The organism is Colwellia asteriadis (assembly GCF_039523295.1).
Lineage (GTDB): Bacteria > Pseudomonadota > Gammaproteobacteria > Enterobacterales > Alteromonadaceae > Colwellia > Colwellia asteriadis.
Genome location: NZ_BAAAFA010000002.1, coordinates 102044 through 119973 on the forward strand (window position 1 = coordinate 102044; position 17930 = coordinate 119973).

Genomic DNA, 17930 nt, shown 5'->3' on the forward strand with positions numbered 1-17930 from the left:
CAGCTTCTTATTTATAGTTTATTAGCTTTCAACCAAATCTCGTTTGCGGCTTGATATTGCTCTTGTGCTGTAAGGGCTTGTGCTAGCGCCGCCAAGTCTTGTTTATCGTATTGCACGCCATAACTTTCTTCTTCAAGCTTAATCAAGCTACGTAGGGCTTTTTCGGCCATAGAATATTGTCCGCTGTGTAAGGCTAAATGTCCTAAATAGCTTAACCACTTACCACTATGAATGTTGCCGTGCAATTTCTTCTGCGCTAATACGATAAGTTCATCGGCTTGTTTAATAGGAAAGTTACGTACTTGTTTTAATAGCTCAGCACTTGGTGATTTTTTCAATAATGGCAGCAGCACTTTGGTTAGCGGTGTAATTACATTATGCTCTGCCAGTACCTGACAATAAGTAAATAAAATGCTTTGATGTTGTTTGAGTTTACGGCTAACTTGTTGCCAATTTGATTCTAATTGCGCTTGTCCTTTTGTTGACATACTGTGTTTAAACCAGCCGTAATAAGCCTTTTTTTCCCATGTCTCAACCACTTGTGACGTTAGTTCTTTTTTCTTGTACGCAGTATTTAAATGGGTAATAGCACTTTCAAAGCGCTGTTCAGTTAAACATAAATCTATTTCTAAGCTTAATAAGCGAGCGTCATGACCAATGAGTTTATGATGCTCGTCAATTAATGCTCGGGCTTTAGCATTGGCTTCGGCTTTTTTCTGATTCATTAATAGCTTAATTTTTACAATGACACTTTCTAACCCAAGCTCTTTAAGGTGCATTTTTTCTTTTTCTAACAAGGTAAGATAGTGGTTAGTGTTATCTTCTAAACCTTGTTTTTCAGCCGCAGATGCTGCCAGTAAGTATGCGCTTTGTTTGCGCTTAGAAGGGGCGGCACTTTTCGAAAACAATTGCTCTGCTTGTGCGTAATCTTCTAGCACGTATGCAGCTAAACCTTTATTAAAATTAGCAATGCCACGACGTTGTCCAGCAAAAGCTATTTTGCGCCAACCGCTGAAGCTAAACGCCACACCATGGTGCAATATTTTATAAGTGATAAAACCAAGTACGGTAATTAACGTTAACCAAAAAATGGGCGTATAAGCAGTAAACTCATAAATATAACCGCCAATAGACACAACAACATAACCCGGATCATCAATGAGAAAAGAACTTAGCGCGATAACTCCAAATACGATAAGTAAAATAATGATTAAACGAATCATAACGTACCCTCATCGTTAGCTGCGTCTGCTTTTATTGCTTCAGGCTCAACTTGTTCTGGCTCTGGTGCAACAGCTGACTCATTCAACAGTTGTTTAATTGCGGTTAATGAATCTAAATGACTAGGGTAGTTATAATCAATAACATGCTTTTTAGCCGCTTCTACCGCACTATAGAAGTTTTGGTTAACCGTCGAGGTCATATCAAAAAATTGCTTAAGCCACTCTTGAATATCGAGTAATGTTTGTTTATATATTTCTGGTTTATGTTCGCTAGCTGACCATTGGGCAAGCTGTATTTTTAAACTTAAATTTTGTTTTAAGTTTTGCTGCTGTCCTGGTGCCATTAAAGGCTCTATGTTGCCGGTGCGTCGACGTACTACGATAAAGTCGTTAAAAAATCGCTGCCACGTTTTTCCTAGGTTACTTTGCCAATCACTAATATCGTTTGATAATTCAAGATCTTGTTTGGTGAATGCGTCGTTTGCTTGAGGGACATTAACTTTAGCTAACGGTAATGATGCAACTTGTTTATTTAATGCCATTAAATGCAAAATAGCGTTTTGAGTATCAAGTGTTGGCATTAAGGCTAATGCTTCAATATCTTGGCGAATTAACGAACGTATGGGTAAAAATTTTGGTTGTTTTAACTCTTCAAGACGGCTATCTGCTTCTTTCAGTAAACTAATTGCAGCGCGAGTATCTTGTTCTAACCACATAGTTCTTGCTGCTACACGAATTAAGTACTCACTTTCGTGAATTAACCAGTCACTTGGATCTCGCTGTTTAAGGCTTTTTTCTAGTCGTGTAATTTTATCGTTAAATTGCGCTAGTTCAGCTTGGTTAGCGGCCTGATTTTGTTGGTTGTATTGCTGTAATTGACGACTAAATTCTTGTTGCTGTTTTTGCAATTGAGTTTGCAGTTGCTGTGAAAGCGCAGTACCAAGAGAGCTTTCTAATTGTTGCTTATGGTCTTGCAATGCTTGTGTGGTTTGGGCATTTTGGTTGGTTGCATGCAATGATGATTGCTGTTCTTGCCAAAAATAATGGCCAACTGATGCCGCTATACTAAGCAAGGCAATGAGTAAGGCGAAAATAGCCAGTTTTGATATTTTTTGTTTTGGTGTGACAGCACTTCGACTTGGTTGTACTGTACTCGCGGCAGGTTTTTTATCTGCTGTTTTAGTCTTAGCTGTAGTTCTTTGTTTTGATTGATTTTTTTCTGGTGAGGTTGACGATTGAGCGGTGTTAGTTTTATTTTCAACAACCAGTGTTTTTTTATCAGTAGCGCTGTCACTAGCTTTACTTTGAGTCGGTTTATCTTTATCTAACATAATTTAATTCCATCGTTAGTTAAGCTACAGAGTACTTACATGGTGTTTTTCTGTAATTGCTTGAGTGCATCGCATATTTTTTGGCTATTTGCACCTTGGCTATTGATTACTTGGCGTAAGCCTAAGTGCTTAGCATTATCGGCAATGCGTTGGCTAACCACGACCCAAACACACTGTTCACGCCAAAAACTGTTTTGCTCATCATTATCGTCAATGAGTTTTACTAATGTAGTTAATATATCGTTACTTGTGGCGACAATACAGTTTATTTTATTGCTTTTCCAACGTGTTAGTTGTTTTTGTGACAAGGTTTTCCATACGCGTTGATAGCTTTCAATGTAATGAAGGTCAGCGCCACGTGCCGTTAAAGTATTGGCAATATGTTCTCGGCCACCATTACCGCGAAAAATAACGACTTTTTTATTGGCTACGTTTTGTAGTTCAGGTAGTTGTAATAAGCCTTCGCTTGTTTCGGCTAAAGGTGCTTGCGGCGATAATACATTTTCAATACCTAAGCGCTCTAATGCGACTTGGGTTGCTTGACCCACAGCAAAAAATTGTATGCTTTTATTCGTTAACGTTAATACTGATGTTAATGGGTAACAAGCATCAGTATAGGCTACCGCAGGTGCACTGACAAAAATGACAATATCAACATCAGCCATTACAGCGTTAATGTCTGCTGTGGTTGCACTGGCTTTATAATCAAATAATGGTTGAATAAAGCTGCCAATGTTTACTGTTTGTAACTGTGCGGCGAGCTGTTCTGATTTTTCTTGAGGCCGAGTTAACAATACCGTTAACTCGGTTGTTGCTGTTGTGGGTAGCATATCAATGATTACGCGTCGTTATCGGCATACACTTTTTCGAGTATTTTGTCGGCGCCACGACTTAACAACACTTGTGCAAGTTGCTCACCTAAAGCTTCACCTTGGGCTACGGGGCCAGATATTTCGCTTTCAATTAATTCGCTTCCGTCAACTGCGCCCACTAAACCTCTTAGGTATATAGTGCTGTTATTTTCGCCTTGTAAAATAGCGTAACTACCAATAGGTACCTGACAGCCACCTTGTAGTGCTTTGTTCATTGCGCGCTCAGCCAAAACGCGGGCACGTGTAATAGCACACTCTAGTGGTGCCAATAATGCTTTTATATTTGCATCGTCACTACGACACTCAATACCTACAGCGCCTTGCCCATTAGCAGGCAACATTTCTTCAGGCTCAATATACTGGCTAATACGGTCGCTCATTTTTAAGCGAATAAGCCCAGCAGAGGCCAGAATAATGGCGTCATACTCGCCGTTATCTAATTTACTTAAGCGGGTGTTAACATTGCCGCGTAAATCACGAATATCTAAGTCGGGGCGTTTTGCCTTTAACTGACATTGACGTCGTAAACTTGAAGTACCAACAATGGCACCTTGCGGTAATTCACTTAAATTTTTATAAGTATTTGAAACAAAAGCATCACGAGGGTCTTCACGTGGACAAATAACTTCTAAACCTAAGCCTTCAGGAAAGTCTACTGGTACATCTTTCATTGAATGTACGGCAATGTCTGCACGATCTTCAAGCATTGCTACTTCAAGCTCTTTTACAAACAAACCTTTACCGCCTACTTTTGCTAACGGTGTGTCTAGAATAATGTCGCCTTTAGTGGTCATTGGCACTAACTCAACAGCAATATCAGCATGAAAGTGCTCTAACTGTGCTTTAACATATTCGGCTTGCCATAAAGCAAGAGCACTTTTACGGGTCGCAATGCGTACGGTGGTATTTGTCATGTATGTTTCCAGTGTTCTGTGTATTTAATCTATTATTGAGCTATTCTTCAGCGCTTAATGTTACCGAAACCTCGGCTTGTGTACTTACCGCGCTTGATAAAAACTGCCAAAATTCTTCACCACCACGTTTATCTATCCATTGTTCGTTTTCAAGATGAAAGTGATGACCATTAAACTTGGTCGCGACCCAGATTTCGTGCAAGGGTGCTTGTTTGTTAATAATGATTTTTGTGGTGTTTTTAAAGGTAAGCGTCAGTAGTCCGCTAACACCTTCATAATCAATGTCGACACCGGTATTTTCAATTGCTTCTTCGACAGCAAGTAATAATTCATCGGTGATTAGGTTATATTGACTATCGTTCATTGTTTATCCTTTCCTGGGTGGCAAAGCTTGCCAAACAGATAATGTCTTTAAGTTCGCTAAAGCATGTGAGTATAATAGCAATCAGATAAAATAAATACCTGTTAAGTTAAGCAAAAAAGCTTGATTGAAACGACTTTCATGGCAGAAATGGCAAATTATGCAAAACAAATCCTTAAATTTTGTGCTTTTGGTGACATTTTTAATGCTGACACTCTTGTCTGGGTGCGGTGCTAAAGGTGATTTATATCAAACTCCTGCGCCTGAGGCGGTTGAAAATAACGAAGATGTTGATGAGAGTACCACCAAGAATAAGCAACCTGTTGAAACCCCAGTAAAGAAGTCACCGTAATGTTAGTAAACTTTTCAAAAATGCATGGCTTGGGTAACGACTTTTTAGTGCTTGATAATGTCACACAAAATGTTTATTTATCGAAAGAGCAAATTATGCAGTTTGCTGATAGAAACTTTGGTGTTGGCTTTGATCAACTGTTAGTAGTTGAGCCGCCTTATGATCCCGATTTAGACTTTCATTACCGTATTTACAATGCCGATGGCAGTGAAGTAGGGCAGTGTGGTAATGGCGCTCGTTGCTTTGCTAAGTTTGTGCGTATGAAAGGTTTATGCAATAAGCATAAAATTAAAGTGTCGACCAGCACGGGCAAAATGAATTTGCACATTGAGCGCGACGGTAATATTTCGGTGACTATGCCAGTACCACAATTTGAACCGGCTAAAATTCCGTTTACTGCGCAAAAAACAGAAGGTACCTATATTTTACGTAGCGATAGTGAAACTGTGTTATGTGGCGCAGTGTCTATGGGTAATCCTCACTGTGTGGTAACCGTTGACAGCGTACTTGATGCGCCCGTTGAACAGTTAGGTTACGAGTTATCAACTCACGAGCGTTTTCCTGAAGATGCCAATGTTGGCTTTATGGAAATAGTTGCTCCCAATTATATTAAATTACGGGTTTATGAGCGAGGCGCGGCTGAAACATTAGCCTGTGGCAGTGGGGCTTGTGCTGCTGTGGCTATTGGCCAAATGCAGAAAAAACTCGCTAAACAAGTCACGGTAGAATTACCCGGTGGAAAATTACGAATTTTTTGGCAAGGCCCAGGTCACCCGGTAAAAATGTCGGGGCCAGCGGTGCATGTCTTTGATGGTCAATTATCAATTTAGATAATACCCCTATAATTATTAATAGCAGTGACTAATAGAAAGAATAACTATGAATGATGTAAACGATATACAGCAAAGTATTAATGCCGACGAAATACCGTTAACAGATGAGTTGGTACTCACTTACTTGCAAGATAACCCTGAATTTTTTAATCGTAATCCAAGCTTAATGAGTGGTTTGCGTTTACAAGATGAGCAACGAGGCACTGTTTCTTTAGTTGAGCGACAGCAGCAGCAATTGCGTGTAAAGGTACACGGCTTAGAAGATGAAATTACGCAGTTAATGTCGGTTGCTAATCATAACGAACAATTGTTCTCACTTTATAGTGATTTATATTTACGTTTACTTGATTGTCAAAGTGCGGGTGAGTTACTTGATTGCTTACACCAAACTACCACTGAATTATTATCATTGTCGGCGTTTAAGTTATGGCTAGTTGATAGCAGCACGGCAGGTATATCGCACCATTGCTTATCTGAAAATGATTGTACCGGTGTAATGCAAAACCGCTTAACACACGAAGAATATTACTTTGGTCGTTTACAAGCGAGCGAACAAGCGCTGATTTTTTCTCAGCAATGCACGGGATCAGTGGTATTAATTAAGCTGGTACATGATGAAAAAACCTTAGGATTTTTAGCGATTAGCAGCAAAGATGCCCATCACTTCGATCCTCGTATGGATACACTATTATTGAGCCAGTTTAAGCGCTTAGTCGCTAAACTATTAATGCAGCACTTAGCTTTACCTACCGCTTAGAGACCAATTATTAATGCAGTTTTATCGCCGTTTAAATACTTTTAAAGCCATTAGTTTTGACCTTGATGATACCCTTTATAACAACAAGCCCATCATGATCGCTATTGAGAAAAAAATGGTGAGCTATTTCGATGACTTGTTAAATACTGGTGTTACTGAAAAAACCGTGTTTAACCGCCGTTATTGGGCGCAATATCGCGATGCAGCGATTAAGAAGTCGCCCGATATCACGCATGACGTGGTGGCACTACGCTATGAAAGTTATCGCTTGGGGTTATTAGATCGTAACTTTGATGACACAACAGCTCAACAGCAAGCAAAAGCGGCATTAGATTATTTTATTGAGTTACGTAGTGACTTTAGTGTACCGCAGGCAAGTATTGATTTGCTTGCAACGTTAAGTCAACATTACCCGTTGGTGTCGATTAGTAACGGTAATGTTGATACCAAAGCCTTAGGCATAGATCAGTATTTTATCCATATTTACCATGCCGGCTATCAGCCTGAAGAGTTTATACAGCAGCATCAGCAACAGGGCGAATTACTCAAACAAAAACCCGAAACTGATATGTTTGATCGCGTTTGTCAGCAACTTAATATTTTACCTAGCGAATTATTGCATGTCGGAGATTGTGGCTTAGCTGATATTCATGGTGCCCTTGAAGCAGGCTGTCAAACCGTGTGGCTACCACATTACGGCGTGGGTAAAGCACTAAAGCAGTTACCGCATATTGAACTAAATGATGTGTGCGAATTAACGCGATTGCTTAACTACTAGCATTCACTATTTTATGCATGTTTTACTAATGCTAATCTACTGTATATAATAACAGTTTTTCGTAAGGCTTTACCATGAAAAGAGCCTCAACAAACCTAATGACTAAGTAAGCTTGCAACAAATAAATACCATAACAGCGGCCACTTTTACGCAAGGTTAGCCCAATCACAGACCAAAATTTAAGGCTTTTCTCCCTATGGATGTTTCAGAACTACTCGACTCTCTTAATGACAGACAACGTGATGTTGTTGCCGCACCAAAGCAAAATATGTTGGTGTTAGCGGGGGCAGGATCAGGTAAAACTCGTGTGTTAGTACAGCGTATTGCTTGGTTGATGAAAGTTGAAAACGTCTCTCCTCATAGTATTTTAGCGGTAACGTTTACCAATAAAGCCGCAGCTGAAATGCGTGCTAGGGTTGAGCAAACCGTTGATGGTAATACTCATGGCATGTGGATTGGCACTTTCCATGGGCTAGCGCATCGTTTGTTGCGTATGCATTTTCAAGAAGCTAAATTACCGCAAAGCTTTCAGGTATTAGACAGTGACGACCAAATTCGTTTGGTTAAACGTATTGTTCGTTCATTAGAATTAGACGAGAAAAAATGGCCACCTAAACAGTTTGTGTGGTACATCAATGGCAAAAAAGATGAAGGCTTACGTCCACAGCATATTGATGCACAGTTTGACCCAAGTGAAGAGCTGTTTGTGAAAGTATATAAAGCCTACCAAGACACCTGTGACCGTGCAGGTTTAGTCGATTTCGCCGAATTATTGTTACGTGCACATGAGTTGTGGCTGCATAACCCAGAATTACTGTCACATTATCAACAGCGTTTTGCTCATGTACTGGTGGATGAATTTCAAGATACCAACGCTATTCAATATGCGTGGTTAACTATGCTAGGTAAAGCGCAAAGCAAAGTGATGATTGTTGGCGATGATGACCAATCAATTTATGGCTGGCGTGGCGCAAAAATTGAAAATATTGAACGATTTTTAGCAGAGTACAATGATGCCCAAACGATACGATTAGAGCAGAACTATCGCTCGACCGCTAATATTTTGAATGCGTCGAATAAATTGATTGGCAATAACAGCAACCGTATGGGTAAAGAGCTGTGGACTGATGGCGATGCCGGCGAGAAAATTTCAATTTATACAGCCTTTAATGAAATTGATGAAGCACGCTTTATTGCTGGACGCATTAAACAATGGCGTGATAACGGTGGCAAGTTAGATGAGGTAGCGATTTTATACCGCTCTAATGCACAATCACGTTTACTTGAGGAAGCCTTATTACAAGGGCAGTTACCGTATAGAATTTACGGCGGTCAGCGCTTCTTCGAACGTCAAGAAATTAAAGATGCGCTAGCGTACTTACGCTTAATTAATAATCGTGATGATGATGCGGCTTTTGAGCGCATTATTAATACACCAACGCGCGGTATTGGTAACCAAACCGTGGCAATTATTCGCGATGCGGCACGAGGTGCTGAAACTACGTTATGGCAGGCCTGTCAGCAAATGCTGCAAGCAGAGCAGCTGAAAGGGCGTAGCGCTAAAACGATTACCAGCTTTATTAACTTAATTGATCAACTAGAAGATGACAGCGGCAATTTAGATTTAGACCAACAAGCTAACTTAGTGATTAATCAAAGTGGCTTAAAGGCAATGTACCAAGCCGAAAAAGGCGAGCGTGCAGCGCAGCGTATTGAAAACTTAAATGAGCTAGTCACAGCGTGTCAAACCTTTGAAAGTGATCCAGAGTTACTGGAAGAACAAACACCGTTAACTTCATTTTTAACGCATGCAGCGTTAGAGTCAGGTGAGTCGCAAGCAGATGAATATGAAGCGGCTGTGCAACTAATGACCATGCACTCAGCGAAAGGCTTAGAATTCCCATTAGTCTTTATTGCAGGTCTAGAAGAAGGCATGTTCCCATCACAACAATCGGTTGAAGAAATAGGTCGTTTAGAAGAAGAGCGACGTTTATGCTATGTCGGCATGACAAGGGCGATGAAAAAGCTATACTTATGTCATGCAGAAAGTCGCCGCCTTTACGGACAAGAAAAATATCATAAAGCGAGTCGCTTTTTACGTGAGTTACCAGAAGAATGCGTTGAAGAAATACGTATGCAAAGCCAAGTATCACGACCTAAAAATGTTGGCAAGTTTTCAAATACTATAACCTTAGAAACCTTTGAAAACACAGGGTTCAAATTAGGGCAAAATGTTAAGCATGCTAAATTTGGTGAAGGCGTTGTACTTAACTATGAAGGTAGTGGCGCGCAAAGTCGTATTCAAGTGAACTTTGCAGACGTAGGTAGTAAATGGTTAGTTGTTGAGTACGCTAACCTACAAGCAATATAGTCGATATGTAATAACTACACTTCGGCACTATTATTTATTCGAGGTAAATATGTCACAAAGATTGTTAGTTGTAGAAGACAGTAAACCCATTGCTACGGTAATTAAACAAATAGCCCGTTCTTTGAAGTATGAGGTTGTGGTAGCGACCAGTCTAGCAGAAGTTGAAGAGTTACTGTCTCACGATAATGACTTCTTTGTGGCAACCATTGATTATTCTTTACCTGATGCTCTTGATGGTGAAGCCATTGCCTGTGTCTTATCACATGGTATTCCTGGCGTGGTTATTACCGGGAAAATGGACGATGACACTCGTCAAAAAATTCTTGCGCAGCCAGTTATTGACTATATCCCTAAAGAAAATAGCCAAGCTTTTTTATACTTAAAACGCATTTTACATTGGCAACAAACCAATGGTGACAACGCAATTTTGGTGGTTGATGACTCATCTGCGGCGCGTAATCATATTGTTGAGTTATTAAAACGTCGTAATTTTGTGGTGCATACCGCTAACAATGGTATACAAGCGCTGGAAAAATTAGCGCAGCATAAAAATATAAAAATGGTGATTACCGATCTAGAAATGCCTGAAATGGGTGGTATTGAATTAACCAATGAAATACGTAAAAAGTATTCGCGCGAGCAGCTTGCCGTTATTGGTATTTCAGGGGCAAGTAATGGCATTCATTCGGCTCGTTTTATTAAAAATGGTGCTGATGATTTCTTACGTAAACCATTTTGTCCGGAAGAATTTTATTGCCGTATTACGCAAAACATTGAAAGTTTAAATAATATTGCAAAAATTCAACATGCGGCAAATACCGACTATTTAACAGACCTTTCGAACCGTAGATCCTTTTTCCGCAGTGCTGAGCAGCGTGTTGTTGAGTATGTTAAGCGTAAAGTCCCGTACGTATTAGCCATGATAGACATAGATCACTTTAAGAAAGTGAACGATAACTATAGTCATGAGGCAGGTGATCAGGTTTTAAAAGTTATTGCATTATATATGCGTAAACATTTTGGTGCCGGTTTAACAGCGCGTTTAGGCGGTGAAGAATTTTCGGTGTTATTACATGGTGTAGATACTGACCAACTTTATAATAAACTTGATGATTTTAGACGAGAAATAGCCGTCGCTTCAATGCCGATAGGTGAGGAGCATATATCTACTAGTGTTAGTATTGGCGTGGTATTCGATAGTAGTGAAAGTTTATCACAGCAAATTAACTTGGCTGATAGTGCCTTATATGTCGCCAAAGAAAATGGCCGTAATCAAATAACAATATCAGGGGCAGAAGAAGAGTAAACACCTTGTTAAACAATGTAGTTTTTATTGCTTGTTAAATAGCCCAAATACTCGATAAACAATAAAAACTACGCTTTTATCTATTAAGCCATTTTGGCTCGCTTCATCGTTTTCCACGAGTCTAGGCTATATAAAGCCAATGCTGCCCAAATACAAATAAAGGTCATCAACTCAGCAGGTTTTATTTGCTCTTGATAATAAAACGTTGCCAGTAAAAACATAATACTAGGGCCCATATATTGAAAGAAGCCTAACGTAGATAAGTTTAAGCGCTTAGCTGCGGCAGTAAAGCACAATAAAGGTGCGGTAGTCACTAACCCAACAACAATTAATAGCGCATTAAGGTTCAAACTATTATTGAACATGTTACTGGTATCACTATCAACGAAGAACCACCAAAAAATAATGGCAACGGGTAGCATTAATAGTGACTCAATCAGCAGGCCGATAAACGAGTCTATTTGCATTTTCTTTCTAATCAAACCATAAAATGCAAAGCTACTTGCGAGTGCCAGCGAAATTATTGGTAAAGTGCCTAAGACGACTAATTGTATTAATACGCCCACGAAAGCTAAAGCAACAGCAATCAGCTGATTATTACGTAAACGCTCCTGAAAGAAAATCACGCCTAACAGCACGTTAAACAAGGGGTTAATGTAATAACCTAAGCTGGCATCAAGCATATGATTGTTATTGACAGCCCAGATAAATAAAAACCAATTAACCGCGAGCAAACTTGCAGATAAAGCGAGCTTGGCAATAATTTTCGGTTGCTGGCAAGCATTGATAAACTGGGGTAACTTTTTCATTACCACAACCAGTAACAGTAAAAAGACACTCGACCATAAAATACGGTGAATTAATATTTCACCGGGGGCAATATCGGTTAATAATTTGAAATAGATGGGCGCAAAGCCCCACATCACATAAGCGCTTACGGCATTAATGTAGCCGCTGCGGTTATTATCTGATGTAGATAATGTGGAAGGAGAACTCATTGTTTTTGTCGAAATAAAGGCAATACACCAAGCTATAATAGCATGCTATCAATCAGCTATAACGCTTATACCAAAAATAAACTCACCAGTGCTAATAATGCAGGTAAGCCTTGAATCAGCAGAATGTTCTTTTTCACTGAAAAACCGCCGTATAAAGCCGCCACCAAAACACAAGAAAGGAAGAATATTTTGAGCTGAAGAGCAAAAAATGGCTCCGGGTGTAATAAAGACCAGAGTAGCCCGACCGCTAAAAAGCCATTATAAAGCCCTTGGTTAGCGGCCATTTTTTTTGTGATTGCGACGTTTTCTGGGGCTATACCGAATATTTTTCGTGTTCGTGGTTTAGTCCATAAAAACATTTCTAACACCAGAATATATAAATGTTCAAGTGCGACTATAGCTACTAACAACGTTGATAAATATTCCATAATATTTGACCTGTTTAAAAAATGGGTAGCTTTAGCTTAATCACTTTGTAAAGCGTCAATAGGATTTAACTTTGATGCTTTAATTGCAGGATAAACGCCAAAAGTTAAACCGACAATAGCACAAATGCTAAACGACAGTACAATTGCGCTAATAGACCACGATACTGCCCATTGTGAATACATGGCAATTAGTTCTGAAAGCGCAATGCCAAAAACAACACCGAGAATGCCGCCTAAAATAGAAATGGTGAAACTCTCAGCAATAAACTGTACTTGAATGTCTTTTTGCGTAGCGCCAATAGCGCGTAGCAATCCTATTTCTTTGGTGCGCTCTAATACAGTCGCAAGCATAATATTCATAATGCCGATGCCGCCCACTAACAGTGAAATACCAGCAACGCATGACATAACAATATTAAAAATTTGCTGGGTTTGCTTTTGTTGGGCAAGTAATGCCGCAGGTACTACTAAATTGTAATCGTCTACTTCATTATGGCGTCGATTTAATAAATGACTAACCGCTTTGGCTGCGGCAATAGCGTCTACACTTTCCTCTAATTTTATTTTAAGGCTAGTGACTTCACTTGCCAAAGGTGAACTGGCGAATTTATGCATTGCTGTTTTTAGTGGGATAAATACTTGGTTTTGATCACCGCCGAGTTTGATACCTTGGAATTCTTCTTTTTTAAGGTATGGTGACGCTAAAACGCCAACAACATCAAACCACAAATGATTTATTTTGATTTTATTACCGACAGCGTCACCCATAGGAAAAAGCTGCTTAGCAGTTGATGAGCCTAATAGTGCAACTTGAGAAAATTGATTATTGTCTTGTACATTAAGTAATCTCCCAGCAGTTAAGCTAAATTGAGATAATTCAAAAAAGCTTGGGCTCACCCCTACCGCTTCACCATCACTTTTGCCTTGGGCGCTAAAAATAGTGTAGGTGTCAATAAGCTTTTGCGCGCTGTATTGGCTCACAAAAGGCAGTGATTTAGTAATAATGTCGCCATCGCGAATGGTTAAACCACTGGAATGTTTACGCTGTTCTTGCAGCTCTTTATCATCAAAAGTTTTTCCCTCAATAATAATGTTGTGTAAGCCCATGGTATTGATCATTTTCATGGCCTCACGTTCGGCGCCTTCGCCTATATTTAACATGGCAATAACGGCGCCAACACCAAATATCATACCTAATAAGGTCAATAATGTGCGTAGCTTGTGCTCTCTCAGCTCAGCAAAAGTATCGATTAATAACGCTAAGTACTTCATCTAGTTTTTGTCCTTATCAGTTAGCGCAATTTGCTGATTTTTGGTTAAGCCGGTAATCACCTCAACATGACTCAAACTGGCTTCGCCTAAAGTGACAGGCTGTACCAAAAAGTCGTTATTTTGGTAAAGATAGACATAGGTTTGGTTCTTCTTAGAAAAAACACTTTGCAGAGGGATAAGCAGTTTATTCTTAGACTTAGCGATAATAATATTGGCATCTATTTTACTGCCAGGCATAAATAGCGCGGTATTTTGTGTGGCTAAGTTCACAATCACTTCAAAGTATTTTTGAGGGTCGCCACGCTTAATTGTTTTAGGAAAAGGTGCAACAGACTCAACAGTACCTTGAAAAACTTGCTCGCTATATGCATTTAAATGAAAAGTGACGGCTTTATCTTTAGTTAATGACAACGCTTCATTTTCTAATACAAATACTTTTGCTTTCATGACTGTAATGTCGGGCAGTTCAGCAATTTTTTGCCCTGGCCATAATGGCTGGCCTTCTCTTACTTTTTCACCACGCCAATTGGCTTTATATACTAGTAAACCATCATGGGGTGCTTTTACTTCTAATTGCGATAGGCTGCTATCGAGTTGTGATAGTTTGTCGCTTTGCTGCTGCTCTTGCATTTTTAATAAGCTCATATCCCCTTTAGAGCTATCGCCAAAGCGATCATTTTGCCAGTGTAAATGTTCGCGTTTAGTACTGAGATAGGCGAGGTTTTGCAGTGAGTCGATAATATCTAATTTAGAGCGAATTCGGACATCATCTATTGAAAATTGCTCAGCAAAAGACTCTTCTTTATTCACTATACCAATGTCTTTATTAATATTATTTTGCTCTAAAGCAAGTTTTGCCTGCATTTCAATAATATCTTGCTGGGTTAAGGCTTGTTTGTTTTTATGATGTTCGCTACTTAATTGCATTGCTTCGCCATCAAAGCGGGCAATGACATCACCGGTTTTTACGGTTGAAAATTCAGGGGCTAACCAAGCAATCATTTGTACGCCGTTATTTGACATAGGGGCGCTAATAACCGTTGAGGTATCAGCAAATAATTCGCCTTTAGCCGGTACCGTAATAAGGTGCTCTTTTTCTGTTACGGTATAAAGTATTGGGGTGTCTTCTGGTTCACTGCAAGCAACGATATTGCCAGCAAGCAATAACGCCATCAATACTCGTGTGATACGGTGTTTTTTGTAAGCACTGGTGAGTTGAAATACAGCTTGTTTAATAAGGCTTGTGAAAATAATCATAATGCAACCGTATCTCCTAGTGTAACACCTGACTTTATAACAACTTTTTGTTCAAGTACTGCTGAAGTTTCAATAAGAGCTTCGGTTTGGTTGAAGGCATTAATAATAGTGACACTAGACTGATTATTAGTGGTTTTTATTGATGAGATAGGTAAGGTGAGTGCGTTTTCAATAACCTGGGTAATTATCTCAACACGGGCGACCATACCTGGTCGCATAGCCGCGATATCATCAGCCGAAATGTTATTATCTAAGGCAATGGTAGTATCAAAAATTCGACGCTTATCGCGTGTCGATTTATCTCTAAAAACACTGGCTAATTTAACGATTTCTCCTTGAAAGCTTTGTTCTTGCACGCTATCTATGGTGATTTTAACTTTTTGCCCGAGGGCTATTTTTCCACTGTCTGGCTCTGAAATTTGCGCTTTGAGCTGTAATTCATCGGCAACGGCAAGCTCAATAACAGGTTGTCCAAATTGAATGCTTTCACCTTTTGCGGGTTTTTCTCCTTGCCAGTTGGCAATATAAATAACCATTCCATCCATTGGGGCTTTTACTTGCAGACGTTCAATGTCACGTTGTAAAACAGCCGACTCTGCAGTTAATCGCTCAACTTTAGCAGTGGCTATTTTTAGGTTAAGTAAAGTATTGGTGCGATGAAATTTGAGCTTTTCTTTTGCAAGAAATAAATCATTGGTAGCGATGGTAAAATCAATTTCAGATTTTTTTCTATCGTTAACTGAACGGCTATTATCAATAATTTCGGCTCTGCGTTTCGCTTTTTCAAATTCCATTTGCATTTCGGCTAACGCTAACACCAGTGTTTTTTCATTCGCAGATTCTTGAAAGGTTTTATTTTCTAATTCTTGTTTAGCTTGTTTTAGCTCGGCATTTTTATCAATAAGTAAATCGGAAACTTTTTTGCTATCAAAGGAAACGAGTAAGTCTCCTTTTTTTACTTCACTGTTTTCGGGAATAATTTGCTGTATTTGGTATTGCCACATACGCTTTACTGACGGAGGTGAGATCAAAGCGGTTTTCTTTGATTCTACTTCAGCGCTTGTGGTTACTGTAAGTTCTACCGTTTCTTGCTTTACGTTTATGGTAGCAACTTGTTCGCAGCCACTTAACGCTAATAGTGAAGCAATTAATAGCCCAGATAAACGGACTTGTTTGGCCATTAATTTCATGATTGCTTTTCCTGTAGTTCAAGTAATGCACTCATACCGGGTAGTGGCGTAATGTTGCCGGTGTTGCTAAAAGTAAATACAGTACGATAATAAACATCATTTCCCCACTCTTTACGTTCTTCTGGCTGAGTTGATATCTCAGTAAGTTTGGCTGAAAAGGTACTTGCAGGGAAAGCATCAAAAGTGAGGCTCGCACTGTCGCCTAATTGTATTTTTTTATAATCGACTTCATGTACCCAAGCTTCAATAAACAGATCTTTTAATGATGGAATTTCTGCTATTTTCCATGAAGGTTGCGCGGTCATACCGACGAACACCTTTTCGCCATTCCAAGGATGAGTACCGTAAAGTACTGGTCCGCTGCGTTGCGCATAACCACTCATTTGGGTAAGCTTTATTCGGTTATATTCAAGTTGCTGCAACTCGCGTGTTATTTTTAATTTTTGCTTGGTAATAGCGACGTCATTTTTGATTTGAGTACGCTGATATGATTCTTTTGCTTTGAGGTTATCAACTAAAGCTTTCTCGAAGTTTAATTGATTTGTTTCAAACTCAAATTGACTGAGAAACTCTTCGGTAATGGCTGCATCAATACGAGCTTTATCTAATAGTAATGCGGTACGTTTGGCGGCAAATTCGGCTTCCAGTAAGTCTTGTTTAGCTTGACTGGTAATGCGGTGTAACTCTTCTTGTGCGGTGATTAAGTTGACTTCACCTTGTTCTATTGCTGATTGGATAGAGCCACTGTCAAAAACAATAACTAAATCACCTTTTTTGGCAATTTCGCCTTCAGGTAGCATCCACTGTAATTGCACACGCCAGTTATCGGTTTTAGGGGCGTAAAATGTTTGGTTGTCAGCCGCATTTATACGTCCAGAAAGCAGTAGCTTTTGCTCCGCATTACTGACCAAGCTTAATAATATTAACGAGGCGCTTAGTAAAAGAGTTATTGTTTTACGCATGTTTTATCCTCAATAACATGACCATCTTTCATGCGAATAATACGGTTAGCATACGCGGCAATGTCTTCTTCGTGCGTTACCATAATAATAGTTTGGCCTTGTTGGTGTAGTTTACAGAGTAAGTCCATAATTTCGTGGGAGGTTTTTGAATCAAGGTTACCCGTAGGTTCGTCGGCAAAAATTACTTTAGGCTTATTAACTAACGCCCTAGCGATGGCGATACGCTGGCGTTGTCCCCCAGACATTTCAAAAGGTTTGTGATGTGCGCGTGAGGTTAGTCCAACTTTTTCAAGCATTTCTATGGCTCTGCTATCGGCTTCTTCACTGCCAACATGACTATAGCGTAATGGTAAACTGACATTATCTTGCGCAGTTAGTCGAGGTAATAAATGGAAGGTTTGAAAGATAAAGCCTATTTTTTGGTTACGAATTTGCGAGAGGGATTCGTCATCAATATTTTTTACAGACTCGCCAGATAACAAGTATTCACCGCTGTCTGGTGTATCTAAACAGCCTAAAATATTCATTAGGGTCGACTTGCCTGAGCCTGATGTGCCCATAATCGCGACGAATTCGTTTTCTTCTATATGTAAAGATACATTAGAAAGCGCATTTACTTGCGCACTTCCTTCGCCGTAAATACGACTTATATTATTAACGGTTATCACAGGCGCTCTCAATTTTTATGCAGGAATTAATTTTAAACCTTTATCAGCGCTTAAAAC

18 protein-coding genes are annotated in these 17930 nt (G+C 39.5%); 6 read left to right on the top strand and 12 right to left on the bottom strand.

Annotated features, from left to right (window positions below; all coding sequences use genetic code 11):
- Nucleotides 1-11 precede the first annotated feature (11 nt).
- Genes ABD005_RS03620 through cyaY form a run of 5 tightly spaced genes read right to left on the bottom strand, consistent with a single transcriptional unit; the run spans nt 12 to nt 4704 of the window.
- Nucleotides 12-1223 (bottom strand): heme biosynthesis HemY N-terminal domain-containing protein, encoded by a 1212-nt coding sequence (locus ABD005_RS03620; RefSeq protein ID WP_343815075.1) that lies wholly within the window; start codon nt 1221-1223, stop codon nt 12-14.
- A complete protein-coding gene (locus ABD005_RS03625; protein ID WP_343815077.1) occupies nt 1220-2554 on the bottom strand; it encodes a uroporphyrinogen-III C-methyltransferase in 1335 nt (444 codons plus the stop codon). Before ABD005_RS03625 ends, ABD005_RS03620 begins: the two co-directional genes overlap by 4 nt.
- Nucleotides 2555-2589: 35 nt before the next feature.
- Nucleotides 2590-3384, bottom strand: coding sequence for a uroporphyrinogen-III synthase (locus ABD005_RS03630; RefSeq protein WP_343815080.1), 795 nt, complete (start codon nt 3382-3384; stop codon nt 2590-2592).
- A gap of 8 nt (nt 3385-3392) precedes the next feature.
- Nucleotides 3393-4340, bottom strand: a complete 948-nt coding sequence (gene hemC, locus ABD005_RS03635; RefSeq protein ID WP_343815083.1) for a hydroxymethylbilane synthase — start codon at nt 4338-4340, stop codon at nt 3393-3395.
- A gap of 40 nt (nt 4341-4380) precedes the next feature.
- Nucleotides 4381-4704, bottom strand: coding sequence for an iron donor protein CyaY (gene cyaY, locus ABD005_RS03640; protein ID WP_215980113.1), 324 nt, complete (start codon nt 4702-4704; stop codon nt 4381-4383).
- A gap of 157 nt (nt 4705-4861) precedes the next feature.
- Here cyaY and ABD005_RS03645 point away from each other — a divergent pair, with 157 nt between their 5' ends.
- From ABD005_RS03645 to ABD005_RS03670, 6 genes are all read left to right on the top strand, one after another.
- Nucleotides 4862-5053: an LptM family lipoprotein gene (locus tag ABD005_RS03645; protein WP_343815086.1), complete on the top strand. Its 192-nt coding sequence runs from the start codon at nt 4862-4864 to the stop codon at nt 5051-5053.
- The gene (gene dapF, locus ABD005_RS03650) at nt 5053-5883 is read left to right on the top strand and encodes a diaminopimelate epimerase (RefSeq protein WP_215980115.1); all 831 of its coding nucleotides are present in this window, start codon (nt 5053-5055) and stop codon (nt 5881-5883) included. The genes ABD005_RS03645 and dapF overlap by 1 nt, the downstream gene beginning before the upstream one ends.
- Nucleotides 5884-5932: 49 nt before the next feature.
- Nucleotides 5933-6643, top strand: a complete 711-nt coding sequence (locus tag ABD005_RS03655; protein WP_215980116.1) for a DUF484 family protein — start codon at nt 5933-5935, stop codon at nt 6641-6643.
- Between the two features lie 13 nt (nt 6644-6656).
- Nucleotides 6657-7421 (top strand): HAD-IA family hydrolase, encoded by a 765-nt coding sequence (locus ABD005_RS03660; protein WP_215980117.1) that lies wholly within the window; start codon nt 6657-6659, stop codon nt 7419-7421.
- A gap of 196 nt (nt 7422-7617) precedes the next feature.
- The gene (gene uvrD, locus ABD005_RS03665; RefSeq protein WP_343815093.1) at nt 7618-9792 is read left to right on the top strand and encodes a DNA helicase II; all 2175 of its coding nucleotides are present in this window, start codon (nt 7618-7620) and stop codon (nt 9790-9792) included.
- Between the two features lie 49 nt (nt 9793-9841).
- Nucleotides 9842-11098: a diguanylate cyclase gene (locus ABD005_RS03670; protein WP_343815096.1), complete on the top strand. Its 1257-nt coding sequence runs from the start codon at nt 9842-9844 to the stop codon at nt 11096-11098.
- Between the two features lie 83 nt (nt 11099-11181).
- Here ABD005_RS03670 and rarD read toward each other — a convergent pair whose 3' ends face one another.
- The 7 genes from rarD to ABD005_RS03705 form a co-directional block, all read right to left on the bottom strand.
- The gene (gene rarD, locus ABD005_RS03675) at nt 11182-12096 is read right to left on the bottom strand and encodes an EamA family transporter RarD (protein ID WP_343815099.1); all 915 of its coding nucleotides are present in this window, start codon (nt 12094-12096) and stop codon (nt 11182-11184) included.
- Between the two features lie 65 nt (nt 12097-12161).
- Nucleotides 12162-12524 carry a DUF1304 domain-containing protein gene (locus tag ABD005_RS03680; RefSeq protein WP_343815102.1) on the bottom strand — a complete coding sequence of 121 codons (363 nt, stop codon included), beginning with the start codon at nt 12522-12524 and terminating at the stop codon, nt 12162-12164.
- A gap of 36 nt (nt 12525-12560) precedes the next feature.
- Entirely contained in the window at nt 12561-13796 is a 1236-nt protein-coding gene (locus ABD005_RS03685) for an ABC transporter permease (RefSeq protein WP_215980122.1), read from the bottom strand.
- On the bottom strand, nt 13797-15053 hold the full coding sequence (locus ABD005_RS03690) for an efflux RND transporter periplasmic adaptor subunit (protein ID WP_343815105.1): 1257 nt from the start codon (nt 15051-15053) through the stop codon (nt 13797-13799).
- Nucleotides 15050-16243 (bottom strand): efflux RND transporter periplasmic adaptor subunit, encoded by a 1194-nt coding sequence (locus ABD005_RS03695; RefSeq protein ID WP_252738894.1) that lies wholly within the window; start codon nt 16241-16243, stop codon nt 15050-15052. Before ABD005_RS03695 ends, ABD005_RS03690 begins: the two co-directional genes overlap by 4 nt.
- Nucleotides 16240-17205: an HlyD family secretion protein gene (locus ABD005_RS03700; RefSeq protein WP_343815111.1), complete on the bottom strand. Its 966-nt coding sequence runs from the start codon at nt 17203-17205 to the stop codon at nt 16240-16242. Before ABD005_RS03700 ends, ABD005_RS03695 begins: the two co-directional genes overlap by 4 nt.
- Entirely contained in the window at nt 17190-17873 is a 684-nt protein-coding gene (locus ABD005_RS03705) for an ABC transporter ATP-binding protein (RefSeq protein WP_343815114.1), read from the bottom strand. The genes ABD005_RS03700 and ABD005_RS03705 overlap by 16 nt, the downstream gene beginning before the upstream one ends.
- Nucleotides 17874-17930: the final 57 nt, after the last annotated feature.

Bases quoted from the DNA above. Each gene is read 5' to 3' on its own strand.
- rarD (WP_343815099.1), bottom strand. From the start codon at position 12,096: ATGAGTTCTCCTTCCACATTATCTACATCAGATAATAACCGCAGCGGC.
- ABD005_RS03630 (WP_343815080.1), bottom strand. From the start codon at position 3,384: ATGCTACCCACAACAGCAACAACCGAGTTAACGGTATTGTTAACTCGG.
- hemC (WP_343815083.1), bottom strand. From the start codon at position 4,340: ATGACAAATACCACCGTACGCATTGCGACCCGTAAAAGTGCTCTTGCT.
- dapF (WP_215980115.1), top strand. From the start codon at position 5,053: ATGTTAGTAAACTTTTCAAAAATGCATGGCTTGGGTAACGACTTTTTA.
- uvrD (WP_343815093.1), top strand. From the start codon at position 7,618: ATGGATGTTTCAGAACTACTCGACTCTCTTAATGACAGACAACGTGAT.
- cyaY (WP_215980113.1), bottom strand. From the start codon at position 4,704: ATGAACGATAGTCAATATAACCTAATCACCGATGAATTATTACTTGCT.
- ABD005_RS03690 (WP_343815105.1), bottom strand. From the start codon at position 15,053: ATGATTATTTTCACAAGCCTTATTAAACAAGCTGTATTTCAACTCACC.
- ABD005_RS03660 (WP_215980117.1), top strand. From the start codon at position 6,657: ATGCAGTTTTATCGCCGTTTAAATACTTTTAAAGCCATTAGTTTTGAC.
- ABD005_RS03700 (WP_343815111.1), bottom strand. From the start codon at position 17,205: ATGCGTAAAACAATAACTCTTTTACTAAGCGCCTCGTTAATATTATTA.
- ABD005_RS03695 (WP_252738894.1), bottom strand. From the start codon at position 16,243: ATGAAATTAATGGCCAAACAAGTCCGTTTATCTGGGCTATTAATTGCT.
- ABD005_RS03620 (WP_343815075.1), bottom strand. From the start codon at position 1,223: ATGATTCGTTTAATCATTATTTTACTTATCGTATTTGGAGTTATCGCG.
- ABD005_RS03680 (WP_343815102.1), bottom strand. From the start codon at position 12,524: ATGGAATATTTATCAACGTTGTTAGTAGCTATAGTCGCACTTGAACAT.
- ABD005_RS03685 (WP_215980122.1), bottom strand. From the start codon at position 13,796: ATGAAGTACTTAGCGTTATTAATCGATACTTTTGCTGAGCTGAGAGAG.
- ABD005_RS03670 (WP_343815096.1), top strand. From the start codon at position 9,842: ATGTCACAAAGATTGTTAGTTGTAGAAGACAGTAAACCCATTGCTACG.
- ABD005_RS03625 (WP_343815077.1), bottom strand. From the start codon at position 2,554: ATGTTAGATAAAGATAAACCGACTCAAAGTAAAGCTAGTGACAGCGCT.
- ABD005_RS03645 (WP_343815086.1), top strand. From the start codon at position 4,862: ATGCAAAACAAATCCTTAAATTTTGTGCTTTTGGTGACATTTTTAATG.
- ABD005_RS03655 (WP_215980116.1), top strand. From the start codon at position 5,933: ATGAATGATGTAAACGATATACAGCAAAGTATTAATGCCGACGAAATA.